This window comes from Nonomuraea sp. bgisy101 (genome assembly GCF_057708945.1).
In genome coordinates this window covers 372628-394562 of record NZ_JBYITD010000006.1, presented here as the reverse complement: position 1 = coordinate 394562, position 21935 = coordinate 372628, and the positions used below count along the sequence as shown (strand labels likewise).

Sequence of the window (21935 nt, the reverse complement as noted above, 5' to 3'; positions counted from 1 at the left end):
GTTGTTCTTGGTCAGGTACCTCGTGGGTGTCTGGGGGATCACGGACAAACAAGAAGGCCGCGGATCCTGTCTGCGGATCCGCGGCCTGGAGGCTGAAAGTGCCGGTCAGGTTATGACCGGTTCATCCCTCCAGGGATGCGGACCGCGCAGTCCACCCTTGGTGATCTGCTGGGTCGGCACGTCGGCGCCCGCGACGTAGACGGGGGCGCCCTGGGCAGCGGCTGCGCCGTAGCCTGCGTGGATCGCGAGCTGGCTGCGGGCAGACTTGTCCTGTCGGAGCTTGGCCAGGCCACTGGCGAGCCTGACCCCGTCACGGCATGCGGAAGCGAGCCACTGCGTGGCAGACATCTCAGTCATGTTCGTCACCGGGGCTCACCTCCACTCTGGGATCGTCGGACAGGAGTGTCCGACTCGCTTGACCATGACCCTAAACCGGGAAGCCCGGAAGGGGCAACATATTTTCTACCTGCAGTTTTATGGCTTCGCCACGCGGATCATGCACTCCTGAACCACGGACACGGCCAGGTCTCCCGACGGGGTGAACATCTCGCCCCGCGCCAGACCCCGCGCACCCCCTGACCAGGGGGACTCCTGAGCATAGAGCACCCAGTCGTCGGCCCTGAAGGGGCGGTGGAACCACATGGCGTGGTCGAGCGAGGCCCCAATGACGTTCGACGCGCCCCACGCCAGGCCATGGGCGAGGAGCACGGTGTCGACGAGCGTGTAGTCGGAGGCGTAGGCGGCCAGCACGACGTGCAGCAGGCGGTCGTCGGGCAGCTCGGCGTCGTAGCGGAACCACACGTTGTTCTCCGCCGACCGCAACGACGGGTCCTTGTAGGCCTCCCAGGTCAGCGGGGAGACGTAGCGGGCGTCGACGGGGCGGGGGCGGGCCAGCCACTCCTTCCACTGGGAGTCGTCACCCACCAGCTCCAGCATGCGCGACTGGAACGTCGGCAGTTCCTCGGGACCCACGACCTGCGGCATGACCGCCGCCTGGTGGTGGACGCCCTCCTCGAAGATGTGGAAGGAGGCGGACATCGTGAAGATCGCCTTGCCGTGCTGGACGGCGACGACCCTGCGCGTGGTGAAGGACCTGCCGTCCCTGACCCGCTCCACGTTGTAGACGATCGGGATGGAGGGGTCGCCCGGGCGGATGAAGTAGGCGTGCAGGGAGTGCACGTCGCGGTCATCGGGCACGGTACGGCCTGCCGCGACGAGCGCCTGGGCCGCGACCTGGCCGCCGAAGACCCGCTGGATGCGCTCTTCGGGGCTACGCCCGCGGAAGATGTCGAGCTCGATCTGCTCCAGGTCGAGGAGGTCGAGCAGCTCCTTGAGCGCTTCGTTCACGGGGGTCCCCTTCTACGGCGGAAAGCCATCCAAACTTAGTGTGACGGGACCGATGCCTTGACCTCCCCCCGGGGCGTTGGGAGCGGACCGCTCGAAGCCGGGGGGCGGGGTGCTTTCGGGCGAGGAACGAACGGGAGAGCCCAGGCCCGGCAGGTCTCCTGTGACGAAGATCTCCCGCAGGTCGCAGGCGCTACCCGAGAGTGCGCGGCCCGATGGAGCCCGGTGTACGGCCTGGGCCGGTTGGGCTCGCCGGCATCCGGTGGTGAGGGTCTGCCGGGTGGCCGGGTCAGGTGTGGGTGCGGCAGATGTCGAGGACGGCGGCGCCGTACCGGTCGAGTTTGACCTTTCCGATGCCCGCGATCGACAGCAGTTCCTGCTCGCTCCGCGGTGCGCGTTCGGCGATCGCCTGGAGGGTGACGTCCGTGAAGACCACGTACGGCGGGACCTTGGTCTCCTTCGCCGTGGACGTGCGCCAGGCCTTGAGCGCCTCCAGCAGCGCCTCGTCGTACTCGGACGGGCACGTCGAACACCGGCCCAGCTTCTGCTCGGCCGCCGCCACCAGGGTCTTCCCGCACACCCTGCAGTGGACGGGCGCGGCGACCGGGCGGCGGGGGGCGGCGGCCGTACCCGCGGAAGAGGACGACCGCATGGGACGTCCTGTGAGCCCGTCGAGGAAGCGGGAGGGCCGGCGGCCCTTGCGCCCGCCGGGGGCGCGGGCGAGCGCCCACGACAGGCCGAGGTGGACGCGGGCGCGGGTGATGCCGACGTAGAGGAGCCGGCGTTCCTCCTCGATCTGTTCGGGCGTCTCGGCGTAGATGATCGGCATCATGCCGTCGGTGAGCCCGACGAGGAACACCGCGTCCCACTCCAGGCCCTTGGCCGCGTGGAGGGAGGCGAGGGTGACTCCTTCGACGGGAGGGGCGTGCTGCTCGGCGGCGCGGCGCTCGAGCTCGGCGACGAAGGCGGGCAGGTCGGCGCCTTCGGCGGCCAGGTCCTCGGCCAGGTCGGCGAGGGCGCGCAGCGACTCCCACTCCTCGCGCGCCTTACCGCCGCCGGGCGGGATGGGGGTGAGGCCGATGCCGCCGAGGATGCCGTGGACCTCCTGCGCCAGGGGTTCGCCCGAGGCCGATCGGGCGGCGCCGCGCAGCAGGACGACGGCCCGCCGTACCTCTGGACGTTCGAAGAAGCGGTCGGCGCCGCGCACCAGGTAGGGGATCTCCGCCTTGGCGAGCGCCTCCTCGTAGGCCTCCGACTGGGCGTTCACGCGGAACAGCACGGCGATCTCGCGGGGCGAGACGCCCTTGTCGATCAGTTTCCTGATCGCGCGGGCCACACCGGCGGCCTCGGCCGGCTCGTCGTCGTGCTCGGAGAACGTGGGCGCGGGGCCCTCGGGCCGCTGGGCGACGAGTTCGAGGCGGCGCGGGCTCTTGCCCTTGGCTATCACGAGGTTGGCGAGGCCGACGACCTCAGGCGTGGAGCGGTAGTCGCGGACCAGCTTGATCAGTGAGGCGTTCGGGTACTCGACGGAGAACCCGGTGAGGTAGCGGGGGGTCGCGCCGGTGAAGGAGTAGATCGTCTGGTTGGGGTCGCCGACCACGCACAGGTCGTCGCGGCCGCCGAGCCAGGTGTCGAGCAGGAGCTTCTGCAGCGGGTTGACGTCCTGGTACTCGTCGACGACGAAGTAGCGGTACTGCTGGCGGATCTGGTTGGCGACGTCGGGATGCTCGGTCATCACCGCGGCGGTCAGCTCGAGGATCGTCTCGAAGTCGACCAGGTGGCGCTCGCGGCGCAGCCGTTCGTAGGCCTCGTAGAGCCGGGCGATCTCCTCCGGAGGGGCGGGAGGCGAACGGTGGGCCTTGGCCGCGGCGGCGACGTAGTCCTCGTGGCCGATCTGGGTGACCTTGGCCCACTCGATCTCCGAGGCGATGTCGCGCAGCTCCGACCTGTCGGGGCTGCGGCGGATCAGTCTGGACGCCTCGACGAGCAGCGGCAGCTTCGACTCGATCACCGAGGGCGCGGACCCGCCGATCACCTTCGGCCAGAAGTAGGTGAGCTGGCGCAGCGCGGCGGCGTGGAAGGTACGCGCCTGCACGCCGGGTGCGCCGAGTTGCCGCAGCCGCTGCCGCAGCTCCCCCGCCGCACGAGTGGTGAAGGTCACGGCGAGCACGCCCTGCGCGTCGACGACGCCCGACTGCACGGCGTGCGCGATGCGATGGGTGATCGCCCTGGTCTTGCCCGTGCCGGCACCGGCGAGCACGCAGACCGGGCCGCGCACGGCCTCGGCCACCGCGCGCTGCTCAGGGTCGAGCCCGGTCAGAACGTCGTCGCCTGTCATCACATCAACATCCTCGCAGCAGGTGGCGGGGGGCTGCTCCATTCTGGCAACATGCCGCCGTCACCTGTTTCTTCGTCGCTGAGATGCGAAAAGTAGGTCATTTCCCCCACAATGGGGCCCGACCGAATCATGGGGGAAAGGAAGGCCCGTGCGAGCTGCGGTGTTCGCGAGTGTTCTCGCTGCCGTCGCGTTGGTCCCCGGAGTGGCGCACGCGTCGAAGGATCCGACCCCCTCGTACAGCGACCCGCTGGGCGGCACGACGTTCGAGACCGTGTCGTACGGCCCCGGCCGCCACCAGGCCATGGACGTCTGGTGGATGCCCGACTACACCAAGCATCCCGCCGTCTTCCTCATCCACGGCGGCTGGTGGTCGGGCGGCGACAAGAAGTACATGACCGAGATCACCCGCAGCTACGTCGAGCTCGGCTACACGGTCTTCAACCTCAACTACCGCCTGTCCACCGAGGCGCCGTGGCCCGCGCAGCGCACCGACGCGTTCGACGCCATCGCGACCGCCCGCAGGCACGCCGACCGCTGGAACTTCGACCCGAACAACTACGTGGTCGTCGGCTTCTCCGCGGGCGGCCACATCGCCGCCGCCGTGGGCACGTACGGCGACGGCGCGCTCCAGGGGCTCAAGGGCGTCGTCGGCGTCTCCCCCGTGATCTCGCCGCTGCGGGCCTACACCGACGGCGCCGACTCGACCGACCCCAACCGTGTCAAGCTGCGTGACGCCGCGATCAAGCTGGCGGGCGGGTGCGAACCCAAGGGCAAGTGCTCGCGGGTGTGGGCGTCGATGGAGGTGCCGTGGCACGCCAGCAAGAAGGACGCGCCGATGCTGACCGTCCACTCCGATGACGAGTTCGTGCCCGCGGCGCAGAGCCTGCTGCTGAAGCAGATGCTCGGCCAGGTCGGGGTGAAGATGACGGTCTTCACCGAGCCAGGCATCTCGCACAGCGCGCCGCTCTACAGGGAGCCAGGCGTGGCCGAGCGCGTGCAGAAGTGGATCGAGGAACGGCTGTCGTCCTGACCCTGGGATTACGAAGGCCCTGCCGATTGTTGCGCTCTTTGGCCTTCGTTTGAACCCGGAAGGATTGTCTTATGGCGCTCACCGTCTACTCCACTACCTGGTGCGGTCCCTGCAAGCGGCTCAAGAGCCAGCTCAGCCGTGAGGGCATCGCCTACGAAGAGGTCGACATCGAGCGGAACCCCGCGGCGGCGGAGTTCGTGATGAGCGTCAACAACGGCAACCAGACGGTGCCAACTGTTGTTGTAGATTCCCCTAGCGGTCGGACGGTGTTGACCAACCCGCCCGTCGCCCAGATCAAGCGCCTGCTTGAGGGCGCGGCGTCCCTGGGGTAGAGCAGAGCTGCCCCGGCTTGGCGTGTTCTCGAGCCGGGGCTTTTACCTCGCCCGGGCCAACGGCTGTTGCCAGCACGGGTGCCGACCCTCCGGATGCCGGATCGCATGATGAGGCGCTTCGGTCTGATGAACGCATTCCCTGGCTCGGTTACGGCCAGGGCTAATCAACTGGGGGGCTCGACCAACCGGGCGAGCAGTCCCGATCTTGAAATGTCCACGTTCGGCTGGCTCAAGAACCAGGACCGGATTGCCCGTGAGTGACTGCGCCTCCTTCGAAAGGTCGGTCCCCGTGAGGTAAATGAGTGGGTCCTTGAGCCCCCTCCCGGGGCTGGTGTCCTTGAAAAGGACTCTCAGGCCCGCATCGCGTAGTGACATCGGGCCGCCGAGGCGTTCCTGACCTCCGCCCGGAACCCGAACACCCAGCGAGCTGGGACAGCGGCACCGCCCACTTGCTACCCCGACTGCCGCGGCTACCGGATGACAGCTCCCGCACCCACGGGCCGCTCTTCCTCGCCCAACGTCGACCCGTGCCCGCCTGCCGGTCTGCTGCCGCTGACGTCTGCCCGCACACCGGCCGCCGCCTCGGCTACTATCGCGCCCGCGTCCTGCTCAACACCTACGCCGGGCTCGATCTCCACCAGCTCCGCCACTCCGCCCGACCAATCGGCGTGAATGTGCGCCAGGTGAGCGCGTATCAGTACCTCGGGTTGCTGGGTGGGCGGTCGAGGATGAGGTCGCCGGCGCGGGCGATGACCTGCGCGCGGGTGCGGCCGGGATGGTCGGCGGCGATCAAGTGGCTGCCGATGGCCGCGCAGAAGGCGAGCAGAGCGCGGGCCTCGACCTCGTCGGGGTCGGGGCAGAACGTGCTGATCGCGTCGCGTGACAGCTGCATGCGCCGGTTGTCCACGCGACGTAGGCGTTCGGCGACGGCCTGGTCGCGGCGGGCCCATTCGCGGATGGCCAAGTCGATGGGGAGCAGGCGGTCGCTGGAGAAGGTGAGCTGCCCGGCCAGCCGGACCTTGTCCAGCACGTCGCCGCCCTCCCGCTCGACCCGGTCGAGGACGTCGTCGACGCTCTCGCGCTCCCAGGTGTCCAGCATCTCTGTCAGCAGCGCGTCGCGGTCGGCGAAGTAGCCGTAGAAGCCGCCCTTGGTCACGCCGAGCGCCTTGGCCAGGGCCTCGACACGCACCGCGTCCACGCCACCCTCGGCCAGTGCCCGCAGCCCCTCCTCGATCCAGATTTCACGCGGTGTGCGCAGCGTACCCATCGTATGACCCACCTCACTCTTTCCATCCGTTGTACGGAGCCGTATAACCGGTCTAGCCTCAAGTTATACGCAGCCGTATAACAATAGAGGGGACAGTAGTCGTGTCATTCGGTTTCGTCGCCTTCCCATCCCCGGCTCCCGAGCACGCCGAGGAGTTCGCGGGCCGATACCCCCAGGTCATCGACGCGGGGCGCACGCGGCCGGGCCTCCTGCGCGCCGAGAACTGGGGCGCTCCCGGCACGGACGCCGTCGTCATCACCGGTGCGCTCGAGTCCGAGGATGCCTGCCGGGCGTCAGCCGAGACCGTCCACGAGCTGGGCGCGGCGCCGACGGCTTCAGCGACCGGGAGGTCAAGCCCCGCCAGGCCCACCGCTTCCTATCGTGGTGACGGGGAGGCCGGCCATGTCTAGGAGACTTCCCGACACCGAGCACACCAGCCGCCCGTGGCGGATCCACGAGATCACGCCCGACTTCCGGGTGGAGGACGTGTGGGCGTTCCGCACACCCGACGCCGGACCGGACGACTTCCCCGCCATGCTCGCCGCGCTGCGAGCGACCGGCGGACCCGCCGGGCAGCCCTTGCCGACCCGGTTCCTGTTCGCCGTGCGCTGGAAGCTGGGTGCCCTGTTCGGCTGGGATGATCCCCGGCAGGGCGTCGGCGGGCGGGTGTGGTCACTGCGCGAGCGCCTGCCGCCCGACCTGCGCCTGGCGCCGCTCAGCCCGAACCTCGACGGCACCCCGTTCACCGACCTCTACGAACTCGGCGACGAGTTCGCCATGGAACTGGCGAACAAAACCGTTCACACCGTCTGCCACCTCGGGTGGGTCCCCACCGACAACGGCGACCACGAGCTGCGGATGGCGGCCCTGGTCAAACCCAACGGCCTGTTCGGACGCCTCTACATGGCCGCCATCGCCCCGTTCCGCTACCTGGTCGTCTACCCGGCACTCACCCGACGATGGGAACGCGCGTGGCGGGACCACGCCCACCCCACGGCCACGAACGCCTAAACCAAGCAGAGACCGCCTCGCTCCACCACGAGAATGGAACCTCAAATGATCAAATGGGCCGGCTGGCTCATCACGCTATTCGGAGCCGCGCACACGCTCGGCGCCCTGACGGTGGAAAAGGCCGCGCGCCACACCGGGACGTGGTTCAGCGGGAGGCTGTGGGGGGACGACCTCGCCGCGATGAGCCCGGCGAACAGCGCGTACTGGCTGAGTTTGGCCAGCTTCGGCGTACCGCTCATCGTGGTCGGCCTGATCGTGCTGTGGCTTGACCGGCGCGGCATTACGCCACCGCCGTTCATCGCCTGGACGCTGGGGATCTGGACCGTGGTCGGCGCGGTGGTCCTCCTGTTCACGCCCTGGCCGATCCTCCTGCTCGCGAACGTCCTGCTGCTGATCGGAGCCCGCCGCGCCGCCCGCCACGACAACCCCGCGCCCCACGCCGACATAACGCGGACCCCGTAGGAGACCGCGTTATGTCCGGGCATCCCCAGCCCACCCCGCTGCCGGTCCGGTCAGGCGACCTGTGTCGCGGCGCCTTCGCTGAGCCTGCCGTCGCTCATGCTGAGCACGGTGTCGACCATCGCCAGGGTGGCGAGATCGTGCGTGACCATCACGGTGGCAAGGTCGTTCTTCTGGGTGAGATCGGCCAGGAGGGAGACGATCTGCTCGCCCCGGCGGTGGTCGAGCGCGCTCGTCGGCTCATCGACGAGCAGGACCGCGGGAGAGTTCATCAGCGCACGGGCGATGTTGACGCGCTGCCGCTCGCCTCCCGACAGCTGGTGCGGGCGCTTGTGTTCCTTTCCGCCCAGATCGACAGCGAGCAGTAGCTCCCGGGCGCGGCTGCTGGCCGTACGCGGAGATTCGCCGGCCAGGTGCGCCATCACCAGGAGCTGGTCGAGCGCGGTGAGGGAGGGCAGCAGGTTGGCCTGCTGGAACACGATGCCGATGTGGTCGCGGCGGACCCGCGTGCGGGCCGCCTGGCCGGCTCGTGAGACATCCTGCCCGGCGACGCTCACGGTGCCCTCGCTGGGCGTGATGAGGGTGGCGGCGACGGCGAGCAGGCTGGACTTGCCCGAGCCGGACGGGCCGACCACCGCGGCGAACTCGCCTGGAGCGACGGTCAGGCTGACGTGGTCGAGCGCCGTCAGGGCGCGGTCCCCGTCGGGGTAGGTCAGCACGACGTCGGTGAGGGCGAGGGTCATCGGGAGGCTCCCAGGGCGATCAGCGGGTCGACAGAGGTGATCTTGCGGATGGCCAGGGCGGCGCCCGCGGCTCCGAGGAGGATCATCACGGCCACTGGAACGACGGTGGTGGTCACCGACAGCACGAAGGGGACGGTGCCCTCGACGAGCGCGCCGAGGCCCGCGCCGAGCAGGCCGCCTGCGCTCGCGCCGGCGAGCAGCACGATGACCGCCTGGGCGAGCGCGTCCTGCAGGAGGTAGCCGGAGCTCGCGCCGAGCGCCTTGAGCACGGCGACGTCGGCACGCCGCTGGATCGTCCAGACGGTGAAGAAGGCGCCGATGACCAGCGCCGAGATCGCGAACAGGAAGCCGCGCATGAGCTGGAGTGAGCCGTTCTCGGAGGAGAAGGAGCCGATCGCGGCGGGCGAATCGGACAGCGTGAGCGTCGTCGTGCCGAGTCGGGCGTCGGTGGCGGCCAGGTCGGGTGCACCGGCGGTGCGTAGAGCCAGGACGGTCGCCACCGTATCGGCGTCGCCCTGGCGGCCCGTCCGCTCCCAGTCGCCGATGCTGATCCAGGCGACCGGGGTGTGGCTGTAGGACGCTTCGCCGCCGATGCCTGCGACGGTGAAGTCCTTGCCGGAGATCTGCACCGTGTCGCCGGTCTTCACCGCGGTGTCGGCCGCGAGCGCGGCGGACAGGACGACGTTGCCTGTGTCGACCGGCTCTCCCTGGGCGAGGTCGCCGCCGGGCTGGATGCCGAAGAGGGCTACGCCCGCGCTTTGGTCGTCGCCGTAGGCGAGCCTCGACATGGAGACGCCGAGCCGCTCGGCGGTGACGCCCGCCACCTGCTGCCAGTCCTTCCAGGTCTGGTTGCCGATACGGCTGTCGGCGAAGGCGGCCTTCTCGCCGCTGTCGAAGACGATGTGGTCGGCGGGCAGGTTCTCCACTGCCGAGATGTTCTCCCGCGCCAGCCCTGCGGTCAGTCCGGAGAGCATGGTCACCAGGAGGGTGATGAGGAAGACGACGGTGCCCATGAGAGCGAACCGTCCCTTCGCGAAGCGCAGGTCTCTGAGCGCCACGAACACGGCGCGTCCCCCGTTGCGGTCGAATCGAACGTTGACTCCGTCAGCGTCCTCGTGCCGGGCACGCGCGCACATCGTGCATGCGGTCGCCCGGAATACTCCTTTTGAACGATGCAGGAGATGAACGATCTCGCATACTCTGTGTGAGAAATGGCTGACTATCCGTTCCCGCCCGCGTTGCGGCTGCTCCGGTGGACCGTCCACGGCACGTTCGCGATCCTCCTGGTGATCGCGTTGGCCGGCGTCATCAGGCAGGGACAGCCGCTGCTGGTCCTGGGTGGGACGCTCCTCGGGGTTCTCTATGCGGCAGGCCTCCTGATCGAGGGACGGCTGCCGCACTTCGGGGGAGCGACGCACCTGCGCCTGGGCCGGGTCTGGCTGGTGATGATCACGGTCGGGTGGGCTTGGCTCGCCCTGGCAGCGCACCAGTTCGTCTGGCTGGCGTTCCCCCTGTTCTTCGCCTACCTCCACCTGTTGCCCCTGGCCGTCGCGCTGCCGGGCGTGGCGGTGCTGACCGTCGCGGCCGTCCTCGCCGCCGCCTGGCACGAGGGCCGCCTGACCGCCGCTCAGGTCATCGGGCCGACGATCGGTGCCGCGGTGGCCACTCTGATGGCGATGGTCTACAAGGCGCTCTACGCGGAGAGCGAGGAGCGCCGCCTGCTGATCGACGATCTGGTCCGCACGCGCGGGAAGCTGATCGAAGCGGAGAGCGACGCCGTACGGCTGGCCGAGCGCGAGCGGCTGGCGAGGGAGATCCACGACACGCTGGCGCAAGGCATGTCCAGCATCATCCTGCTGCTGCGCGCCGCCCGGCGGGATCTCGCGCAGGACCCGTCCGCGGCCGAGCGCCGCATCACCGAGGCGGAGGACGCGGCCAAGGAGAACCTGGAAGAGGCGCGCAACTTCGTCAGGGCCCTGGCTCCGCCGGCGCTGCAGCACTCGTCCCTGGTCGCGGCGCTGCGCAGGATCAGCGACTCCGCGGTGGCCGGCACGCCCATCCAGGCGCGCTTCGAGGTCTCGGGCGCCCCGGTGCTGTTGCCCGCGGACTACGATGCGACGCTGCTGCGTATCGCCCAGGGCGCGTTGGGCAACATCAGTCGCCATTCCGGCGCCGGGCACGCCGGTGTGACGCTCACGTACCTGGACGACGCGGTCATGCTGGACGTGTACGACGATGGCCGGGGGTTCGACCCCGCCAGTACCGCCGGGTTCGGCCTGCGCGCGATGCGCGAGCGGGTGGGAGCCCTGGGCGGCAGCATCGCCGTGGAGTCGGCCCCCGGCGAGGGCACGGCAGTCGTGGCCACCCTGCCGCTGCCGCCCCAGGAGGCGCCGTGATCCGGATCGTCCTGGTGGATGACCATCCCGTGGTTCGCTCCGGTCTGCGGGCCATGCTCAGCGGGCAGCCGGATTTCGACCTGGTCGGCGAGGCCGCCACCGCCGAGGAGGGCGTGGAGCTCGCCGGAACGCTCGCTCCCGACGTCGTGCTGATGGATCTCCAGCTCGGGCCTGGCATGCACGGCAGCGAGGCCACTCGGCGCGTCGTGGCCCTGGGCGGGCCCCGGGTCCTCGTGCTGACCACGTTCGACACCGACGCCGACATCGTCGCCGCCATCGAGGCGGGCGCCACCGGTTACCTGCTCAAGGACGCTCCGTCGGACGACCTGCACGCCGCCATCCGATCGGCCGCCGCGGGAGCCAGCGCTCTGGCGCCCAGCGTCGCCTCGCGCCTGCTGGGCCGGGTGCGCACGCCCGACACCACGCTCAGCCCGCGCGAGCTGGAGGTCCTCGGCCACGTCGCCGCGGGCCTGTCGAACCGGCACATCAGCAAGGCCATGTTCCTCAGCGAGACCACGGTCAAGACTCACCTGGCACACATCTACACCAAGCTGGGCGTCGACTCGCGAACCGCGGCTGTCGCCGTGGCCTCGAAGAAGGGCCTCATCCGTCCCCCGTGAGCCGAGCCAGGCAAGGACGACGTCGAGTCGGGAGCCCGCCGCGGACCTCCAGGCGGTGATCTCGTCGTGACACGGCGGGCGGGGCCCCTTGTGGTCTTACGGCCGGGTGAGGGGTGGCGGGTAGCCTCCTGCCTGGCCGGACAGCAGCCATGGCTCGAGGATGTGCGTCGCGGGCACGTCGGCCAGCTCAGGGACGTACCGCCGGACGTACTCGCCGTCGGGGTCGAACCGCCTGGCCTGCCGCAGCGGGTTGAACGTCCTGTTGGGCCGCGTGTCGTTGCCCGTGCCCGCGACCCACTGCCAGTTGCCCGCGTTGTCGGCCACGTCCCCGTCGAGCAGCAGGTCGAAGAAGTGGTCGTAGCCCACCCGCCAGTCGATCCTCAGGTGCTTGACGAGGTAGGCGGCGGTGATCAGGCGGGCGCGGTTGTGCATCCATCCCTCGGCGAGCAGCTGGCGCATGCCGGCGTCGACGATCGGCACTCCTGTCATGCCCTCGCGCCAGGCCTGCTCGGCGTCCTTGTCCGAGCGCCACGTCGTGCCTCGCGGCCGGTAGTCGCGCCGGTTCAGGTCGGGGAAGGCGAAGGCGACCTGGTGGTGGAAGTCGCGCCAGCACAGCTGCCTCACGAAGGCCTCGTTCCCGCAGGCGGCCAGCTCCAGCGGCGACAGGCAGCCGAACCTCAGGTAGGGGCTGAGCCTGGAGGTCCCGTCGCCCGCCAGGTCGTCGCGCAGGTCCTCGTAGCCGTCCAGGCGGTCGCGCGTCCAGGCGCGCATCCTCTTCCTGGCTGCCCCCTCGCCACCCTCGATCCCTCCGTACGGCAGGCCGCGCGGGATGGCGCCGGCCCGCAGCCCCTTGGGCGTCGGGACGGCTTCGGGCGCCCCGACGATCGATCGCCGCGGCGCGCCGGACCACGCGCGCCAGTACGGGGTGAAGACCCGGTAGTGGTCGCCCCCGCCCGAGGGGCGGAGCAGGTCGGGCGGCACGACGGTCACGCCGGGGAAGCGCCGGAACTCGATCGGCTCCTCCGCGAACCTCCGCTGCCTGCGCCTGGCGAGCGAGCTGACGTCGGCGCTGGTGAAGACGGCCGTCGCCGACGTCTCACCGGCCAGCCGCATCGTCTCGGCGACCGTGTCGCCCTGCCGTACGAGGAGGTCTCCGCCGCGGGCGCGCAGCGAGTCGCGCAGGTCCCGCAGGCAGTCGTGCAGGAACGGGCGGCGGCGCCCCGAGGGGATGGCAGGGTCGAGCACGAACAGCGGCACCACCCGCCTGGCCTGGGCGCAGGCGGCGGCAAGCGCCGGGTGGTCGTGGACCCTGAGGTCCCTGTTGAAGAGCACTATCACGGTGTCCATCACTTCGGGCATTCGACGGCCGGCGCCGGGCGGTTGCGGTCAGGGACCGGCCGATCCGACACAATGTCGGGATCGGTGCGCATGAGCGGGGCGACGAGCCTCACGAGGAAGGGCCCGGGTACGGCATCGGCGCCGTGTCCAGGCGGCTCGGCGTGCCCGCGCCCACGCTGCGGACGTGGAACCTGCGGTACGGCATCGGCCCGTCCAGGCGCAGTCCCGGTGGCCACCGCCGCTATGACGCGGGGGACCTGCGGCGCCTGGAGGAGATGAACCGGCTGATCCACGCGGGCGTCCCGCCCGCCGACGCCGCCCGCGAGGCCCTTCGCCTCAGCATCACGCCCGACGACGCCAGGGAGGCGCCTGCCGTACCGCGGGCCGAGGAGGAGCGGGGGCAGGTGCCGACGGCGGCGTCGGTGGCCAGGGCGGCGTGCGCGCTCGACGGGCGCGCGGTCGCCGACGGCCTCGCCGCCGCGCTGGCGGGGCGCGGGGTCGTGTGGACGTGGGAGCGGCTGGTCCGCCCCGTCTTCAGGACGATCTGCCTCAGGCAGACGGAGACGGGGGCAGGCGTCGACGTCGAGCACCTGTTCTCCGACCGGTTGCTGGCCGCGCTGTTCCCGCTGATCGAGCGGCCCGCCCGCCCCGTGAACACGCGGCCGGTGCTGCTGGCGTGCGCGGAGGAGGAGCAGCACAGTCTGCCCGTCTACGCGCTGGCCGCCGCGCTGAGCGTGAACAGGCTCGTGGAGACGCGGGTGCTGGGCGCCCGCACGCCGTACTCCGCGCTGGGGGACGCGATGCGCCGCCTGGGTCCTTCCGTCGTCTTCGTCTGGTCGCAGCAGCCCTCGACCGGCGACCCTGCCCCGCTGAGCGCGTTGCCGTCGCCGCGCCCTCCCGGCCGGGTGGTCGTCGGCGGCCCGGGATGGGCGGAGCCGCTGCCCGCCAGGGTCACCCGGGTGGCCTCGCTGGACGAGGCCGTCACCGTGGTCTCCGCCGCCGTCGACTGATCTCCCTCGACTTGGTTGCACGGCTTCCCACCGGCGGGGTTGAATGAGTTTTGAATAAGTTATCTCGCGAGGGAGGCGACATGGAGGCACTCGCCGAGTGCTACCGCACCCACGCCTCGCTGGTCCGCTCCTATCTGCGCCGCCTCGTGCCGGCGCAGGACATCGACGACGTCACCCAGGTGGTGTTCACAGAGATCTGGCGGTCCAGACACAGGTACGACCCGGCCAGGAGCCTGGAGACGTGGGTCCTGGGCATCGCCCACAAGAGGGCCGTCGACCACCTGCGCGGCCGCCGACCACCCACCGTCCCGCTGGAAGCCGTCGGCGACCCCCAGGGGCCCGACGGCAGGGCGGTCGGCGACGACCTCGCCGACCGCGACCTCGTCCGCCGCGCGCTCGCCGAACTGCCCGCGCCGCAGCGCCAGGCCATCGAGCTGGCCTACTACGGCGAGCTCAGCCAGCGGGAGATCGCCGAACGGCTGCGGGTCCCGCTCGGCACCGTCAAGGCCCGTACGGCACGCGGCCTGCACCGCCTCTCGACGCTGCTGGCGGCGGCATGACGGCCAGACCGAGGATCGCGGTCTCCAGCTGCCTGCTGGGCGAGCTCGTCAGGTTCAACGGCGGGCACAGCCGTGACAGGTTCCTGTCCGGAGCCCTCGACCCGTTCGTGGACTGGGTGCGGATCTGCCCCGAGATGGAGCTCGGGCTCGGCACCCCGCGCGAGACGCTCAGGCTGGAGCGCTCACCCGACGGGCCGAGGCTGATGACCCGCACGACGGGCGTCGACCTGACCGGCCGCATGACCGCTCTGGCGCGTGCCCGCAGCGCCGCGCTCGACGTGGACGGGTATGTGTTCAAGTCCAGGAGCCCCAGCTGCGGCCTCCACGGCATCCCGCTCCACCCCGAGGGGGGCGGCAGGCCCGTCGGCAAGCGCAACAGGGGCGCGTTCGCCTCGGTCGTGACGGACGCGCACCCCCTGCTCCCCGTCGAGGACGAGGGCAGGCTCAACGACGCGCTGCTCAGGGAGAGCTTCGTGGAGCGGGTCTTCGCCCATGCCAGGCTACGCGAGCTGCTGGACGGCGAATGGCGGCCCGCCGACCTGGTCGCCTTCCACGCCAGGCACAAGATGCAGATCCTCGCCCATGACCCCGTCCACTACAGGGAGGCGGGCCGCGTGGTGGCGAGGGCGGGCGTGCGGCCCAGGCAGGAGCTGGGCGCCGACTACGCCAGGGCGTTCCGCTCGGCGCTGGCGACCAAGGCCACCGTGGGCAGGAACGTCAACGTGCTGCAGCACTGCATGGGAATGATCACGCTCGACCCGGCGAGACGGGCGGACCTGGTGGAGGTCATCGAGTCGTACCAGGCGGGCCGGGTGCCGCTCAGCGTCCCCACGACCCTGCTTCGGCATCACGCCCGTTGCCAGCCCGCCGCCTACGTACGCGACCAGACCTACTTCCTGCCCTTCCCCGAGGCGCTGCGCCTGCGCAACCACGTGCCGGCGTGACCGTTCGGACGGGCGGGGCCCCGCCGGGTCACCAGTCGCCGGACAGGTGGCCGCCGTACCAGGTCTCGATCAGGCGGCGGGCGATGGAGACGGGCGGCGGGAGCCGTACCTCGCCGCTCTCCAGTGCGGCCAGCAGCTCCGCGCGCGTGAACCAGCGGGCCTCGGCGATCTCGTCGGCGTCGCAGACGAGCTCGGTGGTCGTGGCGTGGGCGAAGAAGCCCAGCATGAGGCTGCGCGGAAAGGGCCACGGCTGGCTGCCCAGGTAGCGGGGGTTGACGACGGTGACGCCCACCTCCTCGGCCACTTCGCGGATGACCGCGTGCTCCAGCGACTCCCCCGGCTCCACGAACCCGGCCAGGATCGACAGCCTGCCTTCGGGCCACTGGGGCCCGCGGGCCAGCAGGCAGCGGTCGAGCTCGTCGCGGACCAGCATGATGACCGCGGGGTCCACCCTGGGGAAGTGCTGGCTGCGGTCCTCGGGGCAGACGCGGATGTGCCCGCCCGCCTCGACTCTCGTACGGCTGCCGCACCGCGGGCAGAACTCGTGGGTGGTGTGCCAGGCCTCCAGGGCGACGGCGTAGACGAGCAGGCCCGCGTCGCGGTCGCCCAGGAGCGCTCCACCCTGGCGCAGGCCGGCGGGGAACGGCTCACCCTCAGGGGTCTCGTTCAGGTTCAGCGGCGCGACGACGCGGCCGTTGGTGTCGGCCGTGGCGAACCCGGGCAGCGGCGCGGCGACCGCGAAGTAGGCGACGTCGTTCTCGACGCCGAGCAGGTAGCGCTCCCCCTCGGGAGCCTCCTCCGTGGTGTACAGGACGGCCTCGACCTGGTCGCCCGTGCGCCTGACCAGTGTGTGGCCGTCGCTGACGATCAGCACCCTGCTCGCGGGGTCCGCCCACGCCCTGGCGATCCAGTCCGGGTCGCCGCGCAGGAGCGCCGACCTGTCGATCGTGCCACGCGCGAGTAGCAAGGGCCCCAGCAACTGCTCTTCGGCCGTCGTCTCCACGCGCCACTTCCTCCCCGAAGGTCAGATGTCATCTTATGACGGTCCTTTGACCGCAGCAGGACGCAGGGCCCCGGACGGTGAACGTCAGGGGCCCGCTGTCAGGCAGCGTAGACCACCAGGTTGTCGCGGTAGCCGTGTCTGCGCTCATCGACGCCGCCGCCACAGGTGATCAGCCGGAGTTCGGGCGGCCTGTCGGGCCGTACATCTATATGGCGGCGCAGGCCGCAGAAGACGGCCGGGCATGAGAGGACTCTCATATCGGGTGATTACGCTGTCCGTGCCGCAGGATGATCTCCACCGCGCTAGGATTCTGCCGAGTTAGGTTAGCCTTACCTGAGCCCCGGGGGTGTCACGCGTTGCGGCTGTACGTGATCGCTGCCAAACCGACCGACTCGGTGACCGGCGGTTTCCTGCCCGCGGCCCGCGCCATGGGCTGCGACGTCACGATCCTCACCGACCGGCCGCGACAGCACCCCGACGCGATCGCGTGCGACGTGTGGGATCCGCGTGCGGTGATCGACACCATCGCTCACCACCACCGGCCTGACGTGATCTTCTCCAACTCCGACCACCTGCAGGTGGAGACGGCGCTGGCGGCGGAGTACTTCGGCCTGCCCGGCAAGGACTGGCGGGCCTGCCTGGCGGCCAAGAACAAGTCGCTCACCCGCAGGCGGCTGGCCGAGGCCGGGGTGGAGCGGGTCTGGTCCGTACGGCTGGCCCCCGGCGACCCCGTGCCGGGCCGCGTGCCGTACCCGGTGGTGGTGAAGCCGCGTGAAGGGGTGGCCAGCGAGGACGTCATGCTGGTCGAGCGCGACCTGGAGAAGGCGATCGCCGGGCTGCGGGACCGGCCGCTGGTCGTGGAGGAGTACCTGGAGGGGCCGCTGCGCACGCTGGAGACGCTCGGCGACGGCGCCACGACACGGGTGCTGGGCGGATTCGAGACCACGCTGGGACCGCTGCCGTACTTCGTCGAGGAGCGGCTGGACTGGGCGCCCGACCCCGAACCGCACGTGCTGCGAGCGCTGACCGCGCTGGGCGTCGGCTTCGGGGCCTGCCACACCGAGTACGTGGTCACCGGCAAGGGGCCCAGAATCGTCGAGGTGAACTACCGCGTCATCGGCGATCACTGCGACTTCCTCCTGGCCGACCTCCTCGGCGTGCCGCTGTTCGAGTGGATCCTGCGGGTGCACATGGGCGAGCCGGCTCCTGAGGTTCCCTCCGCCACCGGACACGGGTGCGCGGTGAGTGTGGTGGCCGACAGATCGGGCGTGGTCGTGGAGGCGCCGCCCGCGTACGAAGGGGACGGGTTGTGGCACAGGCCGCTCAGAAGCGTGGGCGACAGGGTGGAGCTCACCCACACCAACCGCGACTACCTGGGCGTGATCAGAGCGGTCGGGCCCTCGGCGGAGAGGGTCGAGGAGGCCGTCGGATCGTTCATGAGACGGCACCCGTGGGTGATCGCGTGAGACCGCGCGAGCCGTACCTGGCCAGGAGGGTTCTCGACGCGCTGCTGCGGGAGGACTACGGCGACCTGGCCAAGCGCGTCACCAGGAGCAAGGAGGGCGTGGCGCTGCTGCTGGCCGACGGCAGGCGCGTACGGCTGGCTCCCGGCCTGCTCTTCCAGGACTTCGTCGTCGCCGACGACGAGCTGCTCGGCCTCGAACAGGTACTGAACACGCTGCAGGAGATCGCCGCCCCGGAGGACGCGGAGGGGGTGGCCGCCTTCTTCGAGGAGTGCGTGGAGGCCCTGCACGCGCTCGAACTGCACGACGAGCACCGGCCCCGCATCACGGGCAGGCAGCTGGCCGACTACGAGTCGCTCGCCGCCTTCGTCGACCACCCCGTCTACCCGACGGCGCGGGCGCGGGCCGGACTGTCGGACGACGAGCTGCTCGCCTACGCCCCCGAGTTCGCGCCCTCGTTCGACCTGCGGTGGGCGTGGGTGCCGCGCGAGCACGTGACGGGCGAGGCCACGCACTGGGCGCGAGAACAGGACGGCGCGGTGCTGCTGCCCGTCCACCCGCTGACCGTGGGCGCGCTGCCACCGCAGGCCCGCATCACCGACGACGGGCCGCCGATCACGGTCAGGCCCACGCTGTCCATGCGGACGGTCCAGCTCGACGCCCGCACGCAGCTGAAGCTGCCGCTGCCCACCAGCACGCTCGGCCGCCGCAACCGCCGCTCGATCAAACCGTCGACGCTCGCCGACGGAGCCGCGGCCGAACGGCTGCTGCGCGGGCTGGCGGACCCCGGCATCCTGCTCGCCGACGAGCAGACCTACGCCCACGCGGGGCACGAGTACCTCGGCTGGATGCTGCGCCGCCTGCCCGAGGGCAGGATCATCCCCGTCGCCGCGCTGAACGTCCCCGAGGTGCGCGACGAGCTCGGCGACGTGGAGTCCCTGCTCACCCGCTACCTCACGACGCTGCTGGGCTGGAACGTGCGGCTGTTCGTCCGGTACGGCGTGGCCCTCGAGGCCCATCAGCAGAACCTCGCGATCGTGCTGACGAGCGGCGATCTCAAGCTGCTCGTCAAGGACAACGACGGCCTGCTCGCCTCCCCTGCCAGGCTGGCCGCCGCGGGCGTGGCACCACCGTCCTTCGCCGACGAACGGATGCTCACCGACGACCCGCACGCGCTCGCCGACGTGTTCGTGACCATCACCCTGCATCTGGCCGCCGCCTCCATCGCCTTCGGCGCGCTGCCGGCCGACCGCGCTGCCGCGCTGGTGCGCTCGTGTCTGGAGGAGGCGCTGGCCGAGCACGGCGACGACCCCATGGCCAGGCTGCTGCGCGCCCGCACCCTCGACGCGGTCAGGCTGACCGGCAAGTCGATGATCACCGCGGGGACACTGGTGGCCAAGGAGCGTTCGGGCGCGCGCGACGTCAACAAGTTCTACGGCACCAGCGGGCCCAACTACCTGCGGGTCCTTTCCCTGCTGAGGAGCGCTTGATCATGGAGAGCCTGGTCCTCGACCCGCCCGCGGCGATCGCCGAGGAGGCCACGCTGTCGGCGCTGCTGCGCTGCTGCGTGCGGGAGGTGGCGGGACCGCGAGGGCACGTGTGGCACGCTTCGCCGTACCTGCTGCTGACGGTGGCCGACACCCTCATCAGGGCGCGCACGGCCGGCGGCGCCGCGCTGCGGTTCGAGGGGCAGGTGGAACGCCTGGAGTTCGGCGCGTGGGTGCCGCTGACGGCCGACGCGCTGGTCAAGCTGGCCGAGGCCGAGCTCGACGGGCACAACCCCGAGTTCGCGGAGCAGGTGGCGGCCAGCAGGGACGCGCTGGCGGCGATCCTGCGGGCCCGCTCCTGCGCGCTGCCGCCGAACGATCCGTGGCTCGCCTCGGAACAGGCGCTCGTCCTCGGCCACCCGTTCCACCCCTCGCCCAAGGCGCGCGGCGGAGACGACTGGCTGCGCTACGCGCCCGAGGCCCACGCCTCCTTCCCGCTGCGGCTGCTGGGCGTGCGCGAGGACGTGCTGGCGCAGGAGGGCGACGCCTCCGCCCTCGACCTGGCGGGGATCGCGCCGCCCGGCTACGCGCTGCTGCCCGCCCACCCGTGGCAGCTCGACCTGATCAGGCCCGCCTTCGACGACCGGCTGATCGACCTGGGCCCGGGCCCGCTCGTCGCCCCCACCTCCTCGGTGCGAACGGTCTACGACCCGGTGAGCGGGAACTGCCTGAAGTTCAGCCTCGACGTGCGGATCACCAACTGCGTGCGGAAGAACGCCTGGTACGAGCTGTCGGGCGCGGTCGCGCTGACCGAGCGGCTCACGCCGGTCTTCGACCAGCTCGCCCTGAGGTTCCCCGGCACGCGCTGGCTGCCGGAGCCCGGCTACCGGTCGGCGGCGCTGGACACCAGACTGCTGGAGGGACTGGGCGTGATCGTGCGGGCCGGCCCGTGGTCGGTGTGCTCGCCCGGTCTGACGCCCGTGCTGGCGGGCGCGCTGGCCTGCGCGGCCCCGCCCGCCGACCCGCTCTCCTGGTGGGCCGGCTACGTGAGGGCGGTCGCGCTGCCGGTCCTCGACGCGTTCTTCACCCACGGCGTCGTCCTCGAACCCCACCTGCAGAACGTCCTGGTCTGCCTCGACCAGGAGGGCCGCCCCGTCGAAGCGATCTTCAGGGACCTGGAGGGCACCAAGCTCGTCGGCCACGACCTGTCGGGGCTGCACCCGAGGGTCGCGGAGGCGCTCACCTACGACGCCTCCAGGGGCTGGGCTCGCGTCGTCTACTGCCTGATGGTCAACCACCTCACCGAGATCGCCGCCACACTGGCCCTGTCCGAGGCGGCGCTGCGCGAGCTGTGGGCGGTGGCCAGGGACATCCTCGCCGAGTACGGCGACGCCTCGGGCCGGCCGCTCCCGCTGTCGAACCTGCTGGCCGGCGCCCCGCTGCCCGCCAAGGCCAACCTGACCGTCAGGTGGGCCAGGGGCAACGACAGGAGCGCGGGGTACGTGCCGATCGCGAACCCGTTCGCATGATCTTCGAGGTCGCTCCGGCGCTGGAGGCCCCCGCCTTCGTCTACGACCTGGCGGGGCTCGACGCGCACGCCGCCGCCGTACGGGCCGCCCTTCCCGGCATCGAGCTCTACTACGCGGTCAAGGCCAATCCCGACCCCGCGCTGCTGCGGGTCCTCGACGCCCACGTGGACGGCTTCGAGGTCTCGTCTGCGGGCGAGCACGCGCACGTCAGCGCCGTCCTGCCGAAGGCGCGGCTGGCGGTCGGCGGGCCCGGCAAGACGGACGCCGAGCTGCGGCTGCCCGCGCACCGCGTGCACGTCGAGTCGCCGTTCGAGCTGCGGAGGCTGATCGGTTCGGGGGTATCGGCGGACGTGCTGCTCAGGCTGAACCTGCGTCTGGAGACCACGGGGGCGGCGCTGACCATGAGCGGCCCGTTCGGCATGGACGCCGACGGCCTGGCCGCGTGCCTGCCGCTGTTCACCGACACGGTACGGCTGCGCGGCGTCCACGCCCACCTGGCCAGCGGGCTGGACGCGCCCGCGCTGCTGGAGCTGGCCTCGGTCGTCATGGCGCAGCACGACGAGGAGGTCAACGTGGGCGGCGGCATGGCCGTCTCCTACACCTCGCCTGGCTCACGCTTCGACTGGGCGGCCTACGGGGCGGGGCTGGACGCGCTGCGCCGCCCTGGCCAGGTGGTCAGGATCGAGCCGGGGCGGGCGCTGACCGTGTACTGCGGGTCGTACGTGACCAGGGTGATCGACGTACGGCGGGTGCACGGGGAGGCGTTCGCGATCGTGCACGGCGGCACCCACCACCTGCGGACCCCCGCGACGAAGGGCCACTCCCAGCCGTTCACCGTCCTGCCGACGGGGACGGGGCCCGGTGTGGAGGACACGCCCGTGACGGTCGTGGGTCAGCTGTGCACGCCCAAGGACGTGCTGGCCTGCGGCGTGCGGACGTCGATCAGGGTGGGTGACACGGTGGTGTTCGGGATGGCGGGGGCCTACGCGTGGAACATCTCCCACCACGACTTCCTGATGCACCCGAAACCGGGGTTCCACTACCTCACCTGAGGGCTCGCG

General features: G+C 71.1%; 22 protein-coding genes. 14 read left to right on the top strand and 8 right to left on the bottom strand.

Annotated features, from left to right (window positions below):
• Positions 1-105: 105 nt before the first annotated feature.
• The 3 genes from AC3EO4_RS14605 to AC3EO4_RS14595 form a co-directional block, all read right to left on the bottom strand.
• Positions 106-366: a hypothetical protein gene (locus tag AC3EO4_RS14605; protein WP_431895988.1), complete on the bottom strand. Its 261-nt coding sequence runs from the start codon at positions 364-366 to the stop codon at positions 106-108.
• Positions 367-474: 108 nt separating this feature from the next.
• Positions 475-1347: an acyl-CoA thioesterase gene (locus tag AC3EO4_RS14600; protein WP_379583397.1), complete on the bottom strand. Its 873-nt coding sequence runs from the start codon at positions 1345-1347 to the stop codon at positions 475-477.
• 286 nt (positions 1348-1633) lie between these two features.
• Positions 1634-3682, bottom strand: a complete 2049-nt coding sequence (locus AC3EO4_RS14595) for an ATP-dependent DNA helicase UvrD2 (RefSeq protein WP_431895986.1) — start codon at positions 3680-3682, stop codon at positions 1634-1636.
• A 148-nt stretch (positions 3683-3830) separates the two neighbouring features.
• Here AC3EO4_RS14595 and AC3EO4_RS14590 point away from each other — a divergent pair, with 148 nt between their 5' ends.
• Both AC3EO4_RS14590 and AC3EO4_RS14585 read left to right on the top strand, forming a co-directional pair.
• On the top strand, positions 3831-4712 hold the full coding sequence (locus AC3EO4_RS14590) for an alpha/beta hydrolase (protein ID WP_379583393.1): 882 nt from the start codon (positions 3831-3833) through the stop codon (positions 4710-4712).
• 71 nt (positions 4713-4783) lie between these two features.
• Positions 4784-5044 (top strand): mycoredoxin, encoded by a 261-nt coding sequence (locus tag AC3EO4_RS14585; RefSeq protein ID WP_431895983.1) that lies wholly within the window; start codon positions 4784-4786, stop codon positions 5042-5044.
• Positions 5045-5738: 694 nt separating this feature from the next.
• Here AC3EO4_RS14585 and AC3EO4_RS14580 read toward each other — a convergent pair.
• Complete coding sequence (locus AC3EO4_RS14580; RefSeq protein ID WP_431895981.1) at positions 5739-6311, bottom strand: TetR/AcrR family transcriptional regulator; 573 nt, start codon at positions 6309-6311, stop codon at positions 5739-5741.
• A gap of 101 nt (positions 6312-6412) precedes the next feature.
• On the opposite strand from AC3EO4_RS14580, the gene AC3EO4_RS14575 reads away from it, so the two are divergent.
• The 3 genes from AC3EO4_RS14575 to AC3EO4_RS14565 are packed head-to-tail and all read left to right on the top strand — an operon-like array spanning position 6413 to position 7784.
• Positions 6413-6721: a hypothetical protein gene (locus tag AC3EO4_RS14575; RefSeq protein WP_379583387.1), complete on the top strand. Its 309-nt coding sequence runs from the start codon at positions 6413-6415 to the stop codon at positions 6719-6721.
• Positions 6714-7322, top strand: a complete 609-nt coding sequence (locus AC3EO4_RS14570) for a DUF2867 domain-containing protein (protein ID WP_431895979.1) — start codon at positions 6714-6716, stop codon at positions 7320-7322. Before AC3EO4_RS14575 ends, AC3EO4_RS14570 begins: the two co-directional genes overlap by 8 nt.
• A 45-nt stretch (positions 7323-7367) precedes the next feature.
• Positions 7368-7784 carry a DUF6463 family protein gene (locus AC3EO4_RS14565; RefSeq protein WP_431895977.1) on the top strand — a complete coding sequence of 139 codons (417 nt, stop codon included), beginning with the start codon at positions 7368-7370 and terminating at the stop codon, positions 7782-7784.
• Positions 7785-7834: 50 nt separating this feature from the next.
• Here AC3EO4_RS14565 and AC3EO4_RS14560 read toward each other — a convergent pair whose 3' ends face one another.
• Both AC3EO4_RS14560 and AC3EO4_RS14555 read right to left on the bottom strand, forming a co-directional pair.
• Complete coding sequence (locus tag AC3EO4_RS14560) at positions 7835-8524, bottom strand: ABC transporter ATP-binding protein (RefSeq protein WP_431895975.1); 690 nt, start codon at positions 8522-8524, stop codon at positions 7835-7837.
• Positions 8521-9588 (bottom strand): ABC transporter permease, encoded by a 1068-nt coding sequence (locus AC3EO4_RS14555; protein ID WP_431895973.1) that lies wholly within the window; start codon positions 9586-9588, stop codon positions 8521-8523. The genes AC3EO4_RS14560 and AC3EO4_RS14555 overlap by 4 nt, the downstream gene beginning before the upstream one ends.
• A 147-nt stretch (positions 9589-9735) precedes the next feature.
• Here AC3EO4_RS14555 and AC3EO4_RS14550 point away from each other — a divergent pair, with 147 nt between their 5' ends.
• Together AC3EO4_RS14550 and AC3EO4_RS14545 are read left to right on the top strand one after the other, a co-directional pair.
• Positions 9736-10920 (top strand): sensor histidine kinase, encoded by a 1185-nt coding sequence (locus AC3EO4_RS14550; protein ID WP_379583377.1) that lies wholly within the window; start codon positions 9736-9738, stop codon positions 10918-10920.
• The gene (locus tag AC3EO4_RS14545; RefSeq protein WP_379583375.1) at positions 10917-11540 is read left to right on the top strand and encodes a response regulator transcription factor; all 624 of its coding nucleotides are present in this window, start codon (positions 10917-10919) and stop codon (positions 11538-11540) included. The genes AC3EO4_RS14550 and AC3EO4_RS14545 overlap by 4 nt, the downstream gene beginning before the upstream one ends.
• A gap of 96 nt (positions 11541-11636) precedes the next feature.
• On the opposite strand, the gene AC3EO4_RS14540 is transcribed toward AC3EO4_RS14545, so the two are convergent.
• Positions 11637-12887 (bottom strand): cryptochrome/photolyase family protein, encoded by a 1251-nt coding sequence (locus tag AC3EO4_RS14540; RefSeq protein ID WP_431895970.1) that lies wholly within the window; start codon positions 12885-12887, stop codon positions 11637-11639.
• Between the two features lie 53 nt (positions 12888-12940).
• Here AC3EO4_RS14540 and AC3EO4_RS14535 point away from each other — a divergent pair, with 53 nt between their 5' ends.
• The 3 genes from AC3EO4_RS14535 (at position 12941) to AC3EO4_RS14525 (ending at position 15392) form a co-directional block, all read left to right on the top strand.
• Positions 12941-13888, top strand: coding sequence for a MerR family transcriptional regulator (locus AC3EO4_RS14535; RefSeq protein WP_431896032.1), 948 nt, complete (start codon positions 12941-12943; stop codon positions 13886-13888).
• An 80-nt stretch (positions 13889-13968) separates the two neighbouring features.
• Complete coding sequence (locus tag AC3EO4_RS14530) at positions 13969-14448, top strand: RNA polymerase sigma factor (protein WP_379583371.1); 480 nt, start codon at positions 13969-13971, stop codon at positions 14446-14448.
• Positions 14445-15392: a YbgA family protein gene (locus AC3EO4_RS14525; protein ID WP_431895967.1), complete on the top strand. Its 948-nt coding sequence runs from the start codon at positions 14445-14447 to the stop codon at positions 15390-15392. The genes AC3EO4_RS14530 and AC3EO4_RS14525 overlap by 4 nt, the downstream gene beginning before the upstream one ends.
• Before the next feature lie 28 nt (positions 15393-15420).
• Here AC3EO4_RS14525 and nudC read toward each other — a convergent pair whose 3' ends face one another.
• Positions 15421-16395 carry an NAD(+) diphosphatase gene (gene nudC, locus AC3EO4_RS14520; RefSeq protein ID WP_431895965.1) on the bottom strand — a complete coding sequence of 325 codons (975 nt, stop codon included), beginning with the start codon at positions 16393-16395 and terminating at the stop codon, positions 15421-15423.
• Positions 16396-16751: 356 nt separating this feature from the next.
• On the opposite strand from nudC, the gene AC3EO4_RS14515 reads away from it, so the two are divergent.
• Genes AC3EO4_RS14515 through AC3EO4_RS14500 form a run of 4 tightly spaced genes read left to right on the top strand, consistent with a single transcriptional unit; the run spans position 16752 to position 21926 of the window.
• Positions 16752-17861, top strand: coding sequence for an ATP-grasp domain-containing protein (locus tag AC3EO4_RS14515; RefSeq protein ID WP_431895963.1), 1110 nt, complete (start codon positions 16752-16754; stop codon positions 17859-17861).
• Positions 17858-19348 carry an IucA/IucC family protein gene (locus AC3EO4_RS14510; RefSeq protein WP_431895961.1) on the top strand — a complete coding sequence of 497 codons (1491 nt, stop codon included), beginning with the start codon at positions 17858-17860 and terminating at the stop codon, positions 19346-19348. Before AC3EO4_RS14515 ends, AC3EO4_RS14510 begins: the two co-directional genes overlap by 4 nt.
• A 2-nt stretch (positions 19349-19350) precedes the next feature.
• Positions 19351-20874, top strand: coding sequence for an IucA/IucC family protein (locus tag AC3EO4_RS14505; RefSeq protein ID WP_431895959.1), 1524 nt, complete (start codon positions 19351-19353; stop codon positions 20872-20874).
• A complete protein-coding gene (locus AC3EO4_RS14500) occupies positions 20871-21926 on the top strand; it encodes a type III PLP-dependent enzyme domain-containing protein (RefSeq protein WP_379583357.1) in 1056 nt (351 codons plus the stop codon). The genes AC3EO4_RS14505 and AC3EO4_RS14500 overlap by 4 nt, the downstream gene beginning before the upstream one ends.
• The last annotated feature ends 9 nt before the right edge of the window (positions 21927-21935 follow it).

Bases quoted from the DNA above. Each gene is read 5' to 3' on its own strand.
- AC3EO4_RS14595 (WP_431895986.1), bottom strand. From the start codon at position 3,682: ATGACAGGCGACGACGTTCTGACCGGGCTCGACCCTGAGCAGCGCGCG.
- AC3EO4_RS14585 (WP_431895983.1), top strand. From the start codon at position 4,784: ATGGCGCTCACCGTCTACTCCACTACCTGGTGCGGTCCCTGCAAGCGG.
- AC3EO4_RS14580 (WP_431895981.1), bottom strand. From the start codon at position 6,311: ATGGGTACGCTGCGCACACCGCGTGAAATCTGGATCGAGGAGGGGCTG.
- AC3EO4_RS14570 (WP_431895979.1), top strand. From the start codon at position 6,714: ATGTCTAGGAGACTTCCCGACACCGAGCACACCAGCCGCCCGTGGCGG.
- AC3EO4_RS14565 (WP_431895977.1), top strand. From the start codon at position 7,368: ATGATCAAATGGGCCGGCTGGCTCATCACGCTATTCGGAGCCGCGCAC.
- AC3EO4_RS14560 (WP_431895975.1), bottom strand. From the start codon at position 8,524: ATGACCCTCGCCCTCACCGACGTCGTGCTGACCTACCCCGACGGGGAC.
- AC3EO4_RS14550 (WP_379583377.1), top strand. From the start codon at position 9,736: ATGGCTGACTATCCGTTCCCGCCCGCGTTGCGGCTGCTCCGGTGGACC.
- AC3EO4_RS14540 (WP_431895970.1), bottom strand. From the start codon at position 12,887: ATGGACACCGTGATAGTGCTCTTCAACAGGGACCTCAGGGTCCACGAC.
- AC3EO4_RS14530 (WP_379583371.1), top strand. From the start codon at position 13,969: ATGGAGGCACTCGCCGAGTGCTACCGCACCCACGCCTCGCTGGTCCGC.
- AC3EO4_RS14525 (WP_431895967.1), top strand. From the start codon at position 14,445: ATGACGGCCAGACCGAGGATCGCGGTCTCCAGCTGCCTGCTGGGCGAG.
- AC3EO4_RS14505 (WP_431895959.1), top strand. From the start codon at position 19,351: ATGGAGAGCCTGGTCCTCGACCCGCCCGCGGCGATCGCCGAGGAGGCC.
- AC3EO4_RS14500 (WP_379583357.1), top strand. From the start codon at position 20,871: ATGATCTTCGAGGTCGCTCCGGCGCTGGAGGCCCCCGCCTTCGTCTAC.